Source organism: Micromonospora sp. AB353, from assembly GCF_049538395.1.
Lineage (GTDB): Bacteria > Actinomycetota > Actinomycetes > Mycobacteriales > Micromonosporaceae > Micromonospora > Micromonospora aurantiaca.
On sequence record NZ_JBMVFV010000127.1, the window covers coordinates 1 to 10,958 of the forward strand.

Sequence of the window (10,958 nt, forward strand, 5' to 3'; positions counted from 1 at the left end):
GGGTCTCCTGACCCTCCAGCGCTGATCCGGACGATCGAGGAGAGAGAGGTGCGATGAGAAGGCACCAGACGACCCGTACCGCGGTGTTGTCGGCCGGGGCCGTCCTGCTGGCGTCGACCGCGGTGGCCGCGGCGCTGCCGGCCGGTGCGGCGGCCGCCGGCTGCGCGGTCACCTACGCCGTGTCGTCGCAGTGGCAGGGCGGCTTCGGCGCGAACGTCACGGTCACCAACCTCGGTGACCCGGTCAACGGCTGGACGCTCACCTGGTCCTACGCCGCCGGCCAGACCGTCACCCAGGCGTGGAACGCCACGGTGACCCAGAGCGGAGCGGCGGTCAGCGCCCGCAACGTCGACTACAACGGATCCATCCCCACCAACGGCACCACGTCGTTCGGCTTCAACGGGGCCTGGACCAGCAGCAACCCCGCACCGACGAGCTTCGCGCTCAACGGCGTGACCTGCACCGGTGGCACGACGACACCGACCACGTCGCCGTCCACCTCCCCGACGAGTTCGCCGACCACCTCACCCAGCAGCCCCCCACCCACCGGGGCGGCGGACATCACCGTCAACACCGCCAGCCGCTACCAGACCATCGACGGGTTCGGCGCCGCCGTGTCGATCTGGGGCGGCGCCTGGTCGACGGCCGAGACGCAGACGCTCGTCGGTCTCGGCCCCAACCAGCTCGGCCTGTCCATCGTGCGTACCGGCATCTCGCCGGTGTCCGGCGAGTGGGGCACCCAGGTCAGCGCGCTGCGCACGGCGAAGTCGTACGGGTCGAACGTGAAGATCATGGCGTCGCCGTGGACCGCCCCGGCGGCCTGGAAGACGAACAACAGCCGGATCAACGGCGGCAAGCTGCGCACCGACTACTACGACGACTACGCCGGCCACCTCAACAGCTACGTCCAGTACATGCGCAACCAGGGCGTGACGATCGACGTCACGTCCGTGCAGAACGAGCCGGACTGGCACCCGGACTACGACTCGATGGACTGGAGCGGCACCGAACTCCAGACCTTCGTGCGGGAGCAGGGTGCCAAGGTGCAAAACACCAAGCTGATGGTCGCCGAGGCGGTGAACCTGAACTACGGCTACACCGACCCGACGCTCAACGACGCGGCGGCCCGCAACAACATCGGCTACATCGGCGGGCACCTGTACGGCACCGAGGCGTCCGGCCGGCTGAAGCCGTACACGCTGGCGCAGCAGTACAACAAGCCGGTGTGGATGACCGAATGGAACCTGCACGAGGCCGACGGTGGCGGCTCCAACATCTGGGGCAACCCGGCCAACGCGGCGGCCTGGAACGAGACGCTCGACGACATCATGCGCACCGTGCACAAGTCGATGGAGTCGAACTGGAGCGCGTACGTCTGGTGGTACGGCAAGCGCTACTACTCGTTCATCGGTGACGGCGAGTCCGCGTACGGCACCGTGGCCGGCGCGCCGCTCAAGCGGGGGTACGCGTTCTCGCAGTACGCGAAGTACGTGCGGCCCGGCTACCAGCGGGTCGCCCTGACCAAGAGCTCGAAGGCGTCGCCGCTGGAGGTGACCGCCTACTCCGGCGACGGGAAGGTCACGCTGGTGATCCTCAACCGGTCGACCAGCGCGGTGAACAACGCGATCATCCAGGCGCCGCAGAACGTCAGCCGGGCGGAGTACGTGGCCACGTCGCAGAACGCCAGCGCGGCGAGCCAGCCGGTGGGCGTGAACGGCAACCAGGTGACGGTGAACGTCGGCGCGCGGAGCATCTCCACCGTCGTGCTCACCCTCTGACCGGGGACAGCACAAAGGGCGGGGGCGGCCGGATCGGCCGCCCCCGCTCGTGTGTGACTGCTAACTGGCGTACGTCTCGAACTCGCCGACTCTCGGCGTACCGCTGGAGCTGTTGATCTTGAAGTTGATCTTCTTCAGGGAGGTCGCACCGAAGGTGATCTGGCCGGCCCCGCTGCCGGAGGCGAGCACCGCGCCGGTGTCGTTGTTGACGAGCTGCCACGACCCGATCGAACCCGAGGTGCCGGACGGCTCACGGATGACCACGCGGGACACGGTGGTGGCCGAGCCCCACTTGATCGAGACGGTGCCGGTCGACCCGGACGGCGACCAGTACGTGCTCAGGTTGCCGTCGCGCACGTTGCCGTAGCTGGTGCCGTCGGCCTTGCTGGACCCGTCCGCGCCGGCGCCGGAGACGAGGCTCAGGTTGGTCCCGCCGGACGGCGGCGGCGTGGTCGTCCCGGGCGGCGGCGTGGTGGGCGCGGGCGTGGTCGGCCCCGGCGTGGTCGGCGCCGGCGACTGCGGCGTGCAGTTGCCGTCGGACACCCGCAGGCCCGTGTTGGCGCCCGCCGTCTGGCGCACGATGTCCGGCACGCAGCTCGCCGCGTCGAGCCGGTACGAGTAGAGGACGCTCACGGTGGTCGTCGAGGTCACGTTCGGCCCCGCCGGGTAGTTGTCGCTACCCGGCGAGGACCAGGTCACGTTGTCGAAGATGTTGCCGCTGACCTGCCAGGTGCCGCGCTCGCTGGTGTAGAACGTGCCGAGCACGTCCTTGGAGTTGCGGAAGTAGTTGTTGTCCACCTTGGCCCGCGCGCCGGCCCGGGAGTTGATGCCCGACTCGCGCAGCCCGGTGTAGTGGTTGTTGAACATGTGGGCGATGCCGCCGCGCAGCAGCGGCGTCCGGGAGTCGATGTTCTCGTACAGGTTGTGCTCGAACGTGATGTAGCCGTTGCCGCGGTCGCTCTCACTCGATCCGATCAGGCCGCCGCGACCGGAGTTGCGCAGGATGCTGTACGACAGCGTCACGTACTGGGTGTCGTCCTTCATGTCGAACAGGCCGTCGTAGCCCTCCGACTCCCCGCCGGACGCCTCCAGCGTCACGTGGTCGACCCACACGTTGCGGACGCTGCTTTCCATGCCGATCGCGTCGCCGCCGTTGGAGGTGGGCGAGCCGGACTTCTTGACGTTCCGCACCGTCACGTTCCGGATGATGATGTTGCGCGAGTCGCGGATGTGGATGCCGAGCTGGTCGAAGACGGCGCCGCTGCCCACCCCGATGATGGTGACGTTGCTGATCTGCTTCAGCTCGATCACGCCGTCCGCGGTGTTGCAGCTCGACCCGGAGACCTTGCTGGTGTTGCCGTGGTTGATGGTCCCGGTCACCTCGATGATGATCGGGGTGCTGCTGCTGGCCCGGCCGCAGAGCGCGGCGTGGATGGCGGTGCCGGTGGTGGCGCGTACCGTCTGGCCGCCCGCGCCGCCGGTGGTGCCGCCGTTCTGGGTGGCGTAGCCGGTGGCGCTTCCGGCCGCCGCCGACGCCTGCGGGGACGGCAGCACCACGGCGACGGCGATACCGACGGCGGCCGTGGCCAGAGCCGCGTGGAGTCGCAGCGCGACTGTTCTTCTCATGTCGCCTCATTCCTTTTTCGAGCATGCGGGAATTGCCGCCGAGCAGCGGCAGTCACCGAATGGGAATAATGAGGAGCAGCGACGCGATCAGGCGCGCCGCCAGCGAATGTGGTTCATCTGCGATGCCCGGCCCGCACATGAAACATCGATGTAACGCAATCGTATGAAAGCGCTTTCCAGGAAGGCAAGAGCTGGCGTTTGCAGGTTTTTTGCACTACTCCGGGCGGACGGAGGTCGAGCAGTGTCCGCGCGTCGTGGAAGGACCTGCCGCAGGGCCGGCCCGAGGCGCAGGCCGCGTACCAGAGCGGCTACAACGGCGGCCGGGACCAGTTCGGGCGCGTCGTCGGCAGCCCAGCCGGCATCGACCTCGCAGACGGCACGTTCTGGGACGGCCTGCTGCTCACCGACAACGCCTGGGTCGACGTCGCCTACCTCTGGACCGGCACCGGCACCCGGGGCCGCATCGGCAGCGGCCCGCTCAACATCCGGTCCGGCCCCAGCACCAGCAACCCCGTCGTCGGGCTGGCCGCCACCTACGCCAACGTGCCGATCGAGTGCTCGGTCACCGGCCAGTCGGTGAGCGGCCCGTACCGGACCACCAGCCAGTGGAACCGCCTCGCGTCAGGACACTTCGTCAGCCACGCGTACGTGTCCAGCGTGACCGGCACGATCGCGGCCTGCTGAGGACGGCCCGCCCGGGGCGTGCGCCGGCACCGCGCCGCCCCGGGTGCGCTGGATGAGCACGACGCAGGCCAGCACCGCGCCCGCCACCACGAGCGCGCCGGGCGTGACCGCCTCACCGAGCAGCACCGCCGACCAGATCAGCGTGAGCACCGGCTGGACGAGCTGGATCTGCCCCACCTTGGCGATGCCGCCCCGGGCCAGCCCGGCGTACCAGGCGAAGAAGCCGAGGAACATCGACACCACTGTGAGGTAGCCGAACCCGGTCCAGGCGGCGGCGCCGCCCTGCGGTGGGTGGACGAGTGCGGCCACCACCGTGACCGGCACGGTGACCGGGAGCGACAGCAGCAACGCCCAGCAGATCGTCCGGGCGCCGCCGAGGTCGCGGGCCAGCCGGCCGCCCTCGGCGTACCCGAGCCCGCAGAGCACCACGGCGGCGAGCAGGAACAGATCGGCGGCCGACAGCGCGCCGCGCATCGAGCCGCTCGCGGCGAGGAACGCGAGCACCAGCGCCAGGCCGGCGGCGCCGGCGATCCAGAACAGCGGCGGTGGCCGTTCACCGGCGCGCAGCACCGCGAACACGGCGGTCATGGCGGGCAGCACGGTGACGACCACGGCGCCGTGCGCTGACGTCTGCGTGGTGAGCGCCAGCGAGGTGAACAGGGGGAAGCCGACCACGACGCCGAGCGCGACGATCGTCAGCCGTCGCCACTGGTCCGGGGTGGGGCGCCGCGCGCCGGTCAGCCGTAGGTAGGCCCACGCGAGCAAGGCTGCGCCGACGGCCCGTCCGAACGCCACGAACCACGGGTCCAGTGTGTGCACCGCGACGCGGGTGGCCGGCAGCGACATGCTGAAGGCCAGGACGCCCAGCGCGCCGAGGGCGATCCCGGCGCCCGGTCTCACCGTTACCGTGGTCGGGGCAGTAGCGCTACTCTGTGCCGTCATGAATGATGGTAGCGCTATCGACCGTGTGGTCCGGCATCTGGGTGCGCTGGCGGCCGACGCCGCCCCCGGCACACGGCTGCCGTCGGTACGGGAGCTGACCGCGCACCATCACGTCTCCCCCGTGACGGTCGCCGAGGCGACCCGGCGGCTCGTCGCGGACGGGCTGGTCGAGACACGTCCGGGCCGCGGCGCGTACGTGGCGGCCCGCCGAGCCGACCCACCGCGGGCGGACCTGTCGTGGCAGACAGTCGCGCTCGGCTCGCGGCGGGGCGGCGAGGAGGAGATGCAGGCGCTGCTGGCGCTACCGCCGTCGGGCGCGATCCCGCTGACCGGCGGCTACCTGGACCCCGATCTCCAGCCGGCCGCCGCGCTCGGTGCGGCTCTCGCCCGTGCGGCCCGGCAACCGGCGGCGTGGCAGCGCGGCCCGGTCGAGGGACGCGCCGACCTGCGCGCCTGGTTCGCCCGCGAGGCGGGTGGCGGCCTGCGCGCCGAGGACATGGTGATCTGCCCGGGCGGGCAGGCGGCGCTCTCCTCCACGCTGCGGGCGCTCACCGTCCCCGGCGACACGATCCTTGTCGAGTCCCCCACCTACCTGGGCGCGCTCGCCGCCGCGCGGGCCGCCGGGCTGCGGGTGGTGCCCGTCCCGGCCGACACCGACGGGGTACGCCCCGACCAGCTCGCCGCCGCGTTCGCCCGTACCGGCGCCCGCCTGTTCTACTGCCAGCCCCTGTACGCCAACCCGCACGGCGCGACCCTGTCCGCCGCCCGGCGTGGCGAGGTGGCGGAGGCGGTGCGCGAGGCCGGGGCGTTCCTGGTCGAGGACGACTACGCCCGCGACCTCACCATCGACGGCGAGGCCCCGCCGCCGCTGGCCGCCGACGACTCGAACGGACACGTCGTCTACCTGCGCTCGCTCACCAAGTCCACGGCGCCCGGCCTGCGCATCGCCGCGATCGGCGCGCGGGGACCGGCCGGAGCGCGACTGCGCGCCGCCCGTCTGCTCGACGACCTCTTCGTCGCCGGGCCGCTGCAACAGGCCACAGTCGAATTCCTCACCGCGCCGGCCTGGGACCGGCACCGCCGCAGCCTGCGCGTACAGCTGCGGGCCCGCCGGGAGGCGCTGCTCGCCGCACTGGACCGGCACCTGCCGTCGCTGGCACCGCGCGACGTCCCGCGCGGTGGGCTGCACCTGTGGGTACGCCTGCCCGACGGCACCGACGACGTGGCGGTGACCGCGGCGGCCGCGGCGGCGGGGGTGACCGTCTTCCCCGGCCGCCCCTGGTACGCGGCAGAACCTCCCGCCCCGCACCTGCGCCTGACGTACGCCGCCGCCCCGCCCGAGCAGATGGACGAGGCCATCCGCCGCCTGTCCACCGCCCTCCCCCACTGACCGCGGCAACCCACGCCCACCCCGCCGCCGATCTTGGACTTGTGGTGCCTCATCTTGTCGGCTTCGCCCCGCTATCAGAGGTGCCACAACTCCAAGATCGCCGCGCCGCCTCCACCCCGCCCCGCCCCGCCCCGCCCCGCGATCTTGCAGTTTGGTGCCCCTCATACCAGGAGTGATCCGGCATCGCAGGGGCCGAAAGTGCAAGATCACGGGGGTGGGAGGGGGCGTGGCGGGGGGTCAGTTGCGGGTGATGGTGAAGGTCGTCGTGGTGTTCTTGATGTCCTGGGCGTTGTCGGTCAGGCGGAGGTTGGTGAAGGTCGCCGCGCCGACCGCCGGGCCCTGACCCGCCTCGGGCATCTCGTTGACCCAGATGCCGAAGCCGGACTTCGCGTCGAACGCGTCACCGCTGCGCCGCGCCCCCGAGATCGACACGTTCGTCAGCACCGTGTCTGTGATCGGGTTCTCCGGCTGGCTGCCGGTGTACTTGGTCTGGAACATGATCCCCGAGTACGTCGGATCGACGATGTCCACGTCGGTCACCCGGATGCCACGGAACTCCTTCGACGCGGAGAACAACCACATCGCCGGGAACGTCTGCGCGCCCCAGAAGTGCCCACCCGAGCGGATCAGCGAGATGTTCTCGAACCGGGTGGGCGGGCTGGCGCCGAACCCGACGAACGGGTAGCCGAAGTCCAGCGAGCTGATCGTGATGCCGGAGTACGTGAGCTGGTCGGCGATGTACAGGTTGCGGAACACGTTGTCGTAGCCGCCGTACACCGCCAGGCCCGCCGCCCGCCAGGTGAGCGTGGCGGTCAGGTTCTCGAACACGTTGCCGTGGTTGCCGCCGGAGCCGCCCTGGTCGGTGGCGGAGAACAACGCGAACGCGTCGTCGCCGTTGGACCGGCCCTCCGAGTTGGTGACCAGGTTGTTCGTGCTGCCGTTCGTCATGTTCACGGCGTCGGCGAAGGTGTTGCGGAACCGGCTGTCCCTGATGGTCAGGCCGTCCACGCTCACCCCCCAGTACGCGCAGACGGTGTGCTCCACCCAGACGCTGTCGAGCGTCAGGTCGTCCACGTCCTTCAGTTCGCCCCACACCTTGCCGGGACCGTCGATCCGGTTGGTGTAGTTGCCGAAGAACGCCAGGTGGGCGAACGTCGACCCGCTGGCCGAGGACTCCACCCGGAAACCGGCGTCGGTGTTCTGCTGGTTGCGCGGCGTCTGGAAGCGGGTGAACCACATGCCGGCGCCGACGACCTTCACCGCCTTGCCGTACACCTGGAACTTCTGCGCCGTCTCGTACGTGCCGGCGGGCAGGTAGACGCCGACCAGGGTGCCGGTGGTGTCCATCCGGACCGCGTCGAGCGCGTTCTGCACGTCGGCGTGGCTGAACCCGGTGGGCACCTTGTAGCGGGCCGGGTCGGGATTGGCGCGCGGCGACACCAGCTCGGTGTCGACGAAGTCGATCGCGTACGTGGTGGTGTTCGCCGGGTCCTTCTGGAGCCGGATCCGGCTGCCGACCGGGACCGTGGTGTCGAGCAGGACGTTCGCCTCGTCGTACAGGTGCCGGGGCGCGCCCGCGCTCGGCGAGTCGCTCGGACCGGCCTCCGCGCCGTAGAGCCAGATGTGCTTGGAGGTGAGGCTCATCGGCTTGTGCAGCACCCCGTTGACGTAGACGTTGAGCGTCGAGTCGATCCCGCCGCCGCCCGGGGCGTCCGGGATGGAGAAGCGGGCGACCAGGGCGTTCGCGGCCGAGCGGGTGGTCCACTCGACGTACGCGCCGGTGGTGTTGAGCGTGACCGCACGGCGTCCGGACGCCTCCCCGGCCAGGTTCCCGATCGTGCGGTTCGGGCCGATCACCTGCGCGCCGCCGCCGGTCGTACCGTCCTCGGCCTCGTACGCGTCGTACGGCAGGTTGGCCCCGCGACCGACGAACAGCGACCGGTCGCTGGTGTTGTTCTGCCGCTTCACAGGCAGTTCGTTGGCGTCGTCGGCGAGCACCACCCGCACCGTGTACCGGCCGTTGGCGGCGGTCCAGGTGCCGAGCGACACCGGGCCGGCGGTGGCGCCGGCGGCGATCGTGCCGCTGTACGAGCCGGTGAGCGTGCGGACCACCGCGCCGGACTGGTCGCGCACCGTCAGCGTGACGCCGTGCGCGCCGCTCGCCGACGCGATGGTGCCCTGATTGCGCAGCGTCACCGCGAAGGAGACGGTGGCGCCGGCGCTCGGCGTGCCGGGTGACCAGGTGACGGCGGAGGCGACCAGGTCGGAGCTGGCGACCGGGCTGACGGTCAGCGGGGTCGGGCTGGTGGAGGAGTTGTTCGCCTCGTTCTGCTCGATCACCGCGTTCGACTCGTCGACTGTCGCGGTGAGCGGGTAGCTGCCGGCGTCGCGTACGCCGATGCCCGCCGAGACGGTGCTCGACGCCCCTGCGGCGAGCGCGCCGACGGCGGCGGTGCCGACCTTCGTCGTACCCAGGTAGAGGGTGACGGCGGTGGCGGCGGAGGCCGCGGTGCCGGCGTTGCGCACGGTGGCGGACAGCGTGATCGCGTCGGTCTCCACCGGCGCGGACGGCGACGCGGTGACGGCCGTGACGGTGAGGTCCGGGTTCGGTGCCGGGACGCCGATGACCTGGAGTTCGGCGACCTGGCCGTTGGAGGAGCCGGAGTTCGCGGTGAACTGGAGCCGGACATCAGCGGCGGTCGCGGAGACCGGGACGGTCACCGTGTTGGCGCTGGCCGGGTTGAAGGAGTACGTGGCGGAGCCGACCAGGCTGGTGAACCCGGACGCGGACTGCTCCCGGCCGAGCACCTGGAACGTCTGGGTGCGCGCGCCCCACGCCGGGTCCGGGTTGAGCTTCACCACGACGGCGCTGATGCTCGCGTTGGCGCCGAGCGCGACGGTGAGCGTGCTCGGGTACGCGCCGGGCGCGCCCTCCCAGTACGTGGCGACGTCGTTGTCGACGGCGTTGGCGGCGGCGAACACGTGCACCATCGACGACGCGGTAGCCGGTTTGCCGGCCGCCAGGTTCGTGCCGCCGGTGCCGCTGCCGGTGCGGGTGACGGTGTTGCTGTTCGCGGACACGTTCCCGGCGGCGTCGCGGGCCCGCACGTGGTACGAGACGGTGGCGCTGTCCGGCTGGCTGTCGGTCCAGGTCAGCGTGGACCCGCTCACTGTGGTGCGCAGCGTGCCGTTGGCGTACACCTCGTAGCCGGTGACGCCCACGTTGTCCGTGGACGCGGTCCAGGTCAGCCGGATCTGCCCGCTCGCCGGCTGCGTGTAGGCGAGGTTGCCGGGCGCGGTGGGCGCGACGGTGTCCCCGGTGTTGCCGGTGCGGGTGACCGTGGTGCTGTTCGCCGACACGTTCCCGGCCGCGTCCCGCGCCCGCACGTAGTAGGAGACGGTGGTCCCGGCGGGCTGGGTGTCGGTGTACGTCAGCGTGGTGCCGCCGACGCTCGTGCGCAGCACGCCGTTGGCGTACACGTCGTAGCCGGTGACGCCGACGTTGTCGGTGGACGCGGTCCAGGTCAGCCGCACCTGGTCGGTGGCGGGCTCGGTGAACGCGAGGTTGCCCGGCGCGCTCGGCGCCTGGGTGTCGCCGGTGACCGGGCCGTAGACCTCCAGCTCGCCGAGCTGCCCGGCGGGCCAGGCGCTGTTCGCGGTGAACAGCAGCCGCACGTACCGGGTGGACGCGGTGGGCACTGTCACAGTCACCGTGTTGCCGCCGCCCGGGTCGAACGCGTACGACGCGGACCCGACGAGCGTGCCGAACGCCGAACCGTTCGTGCTGCCCTGCACGGTGATCGTCTGGGTGCGCGCGCCCCAGCCGGACGGCAGCCGCAGCACCAGCCGGTTGACGCTGGTGGCGGCGCCCAGGTCGGCCTGGATCCACTGCGGGAACGCGTTGTTCGGGCTCTCCCAGTAGGTTGCCGCGTTGCCGTCGACGGCGTTGCCCGCGCCGTACACGTCGGCGTGGCCGCTCTCGGTCATGGTCCGGCCGAGCGCGAGGTTGGTCGAGGAGGTGGCCGTGCCGTACACCTCCAGCTCGGCGAGCTGAGCGGCGGCCCAGCCGGTGTTCGCGGTGATCACGACCCGCAGGTAGCGGGCGTCGGTGGCGGTGAAGCCGAGCGTCACTGTGTTGGCGGCGGCCGGGCTGAACGTGCGGGCGCCGGACGCGACGACAGTGGTGAAGCCGCTGCCGTCGGCGCTCGCCTGCACGGACAGCGTCTGGTTGCGGGCCTCCCAGGCGGCCGGGAGCTTCAGCACGACCTGGTCGACGGCGCGGCTGGTGCCGAGGTCGACCTGCGCCCACTGGGGCAGCGCGCCGCTGCTCTCCCAGTAGCTGCCCTGGTTGCCGTCGGTCAGGTTGGCCGCGACGTAGGGGCCGTTGACGCTGCTGGCGGTGGCGGTGCGTCCGGCGGCGAGGTTCGGGCCGCCGGCGGCGAGGGCCGGTGGGGCGGGGGCCGCGGTGACGACCAGGCCGACCGCGGCGAGCACCGCGACGATTCCGGTACGGAGTCTGGACATGGTGGATGGACACC

Annotated in this window: 5 protein-coding genes and 1 pseudogene; 3 read left to right on the forward strand and 3 right to left on the reverse strand. The window is 71.4% G+C overall.

Annotated features, from left to right (window positions below; genetic code table 11):
- Window positions 1-53: 53 nt before the first annotated feature.
- Window positions 54-1,778, forward strand: a complete 1,725-nt coding sequence (locus ACPCK6_RS28320) for a cellulose binding domain-containing protein (RefSeq protein WP_423482722.1) — start codon at window positions 54-56, stop codon at window positions 1,776-1,778.
- 60 nt (window positions 1,779-1,838) lie between these two features.
- Here the strand turns inward: ACPCK6_RS28320 and ACPCK6_RS28325 are convergent, their stop codons facing one another.
- Window positions 1,839-3,404, reverse strand: a complete 1,566-nt coding sequence (locus tag ACPCK6_RS28325) for a pectate lyase family protein (RefSeq protein ID WP_423482723.1) — start codon at window positions 3,402-3,404, stop codon at window positions 1,839-1,841.
- 237 nt (window positions 3,405-3,641) lie between these two features.
- Between ACPCK6_RS28325 and ACPCK6_RS28330 the strand changes: the two are divergent.
- A pseudogene (locus ACPCK6_RS28330) lies at window positions 3,642-4,088 on the forward strand (DUF8814 domain-containing protein); the annotation flags it as partial.
- Here the strand turns inward: ACPCK6_RS28330 and ACPCK6_RS28335 are convergent.
- A complete protein-coding gene (locus ACPCK6_RS28335) occupies window positions 4,026-4,988 on the reverse strand; it encodes a DMT family transporter (protein WP_423482724.1) in 963 nt (320 codons plus the stop codon). The pseudogene ACPCK6_RS28330 and the gene ACPCK6_RS28335 sit on opposite strands and share 63 nt — an antisense overlap.
- Before the next feature lie 40 nt (window positions 4,989-5,028).
- On the opposite strand from ACPCK6_RS28335, the gene ACPCK6_RS28340 reads away from it, so the two are divergent.
- Entirely contained in the window at window positions 5,029-6,420 is a 1,392-nt protein-coding gene (locus tag ACPCK6_RS28340; protein ID WP_423482725.1) for an aminotransferase-like domain-containing protein, read from the forward strand.
- A 237-nt stretch (window positions 6,421-6,657) separates the two neighbouring features.
- On the opposite strand, the gene ACPCK6_RS28345 is transcribed toward ACPCK6_RS28340, so the two are convergent.
- On the reverse strand, window positions 6,658-10,944 hold the full coding sequence (locus ACPCK6_RS28345) for a discoidin domain-containing protein (protein WP_423482726.1): 4,287 nt from the start codon (window positions 10,942-10,944) through the stop codon (window positions 6,658-6,660).
- Window positions 10,945-10,958: the final 14 nt, after the last annotated feature.

What these genes read in the sequence shown, in the direction of transcription:
- ACPCK6_RS28320 (WP_423482722.1), top strand. Translation starts at nt 54, where the DNA reads ATGAGAAGGCACCAGACGACCCGTACCGCGGTGTTGTCGGCCGGGGCC.
- ACPCK6_RS28325 (WP_423482723.1), bottom strand. Translation starts at nt 3,404, where the DNA reads ATGAGAAGAACAGTCGCGCTGCGACTCCACGCGGCTCTGGCCACGGCC.
- ACPCK6_RS28340 (WP_423482725.1), top strand. Translation starts at nt 5,029, where the DNA reads ATGAATGATGGTAGCGCTATCGACCGTGTGGTCCGGCATCTGGGTGCG.
- ACPCK6_RS28345 (WP_423482726.1), bottom strand. Translation starts at nt 10,944, where the DNA reads ATGTCCAGACTCCGTACCGGAATCGTCGCGGTGCTCGCCGCGGTCGGC.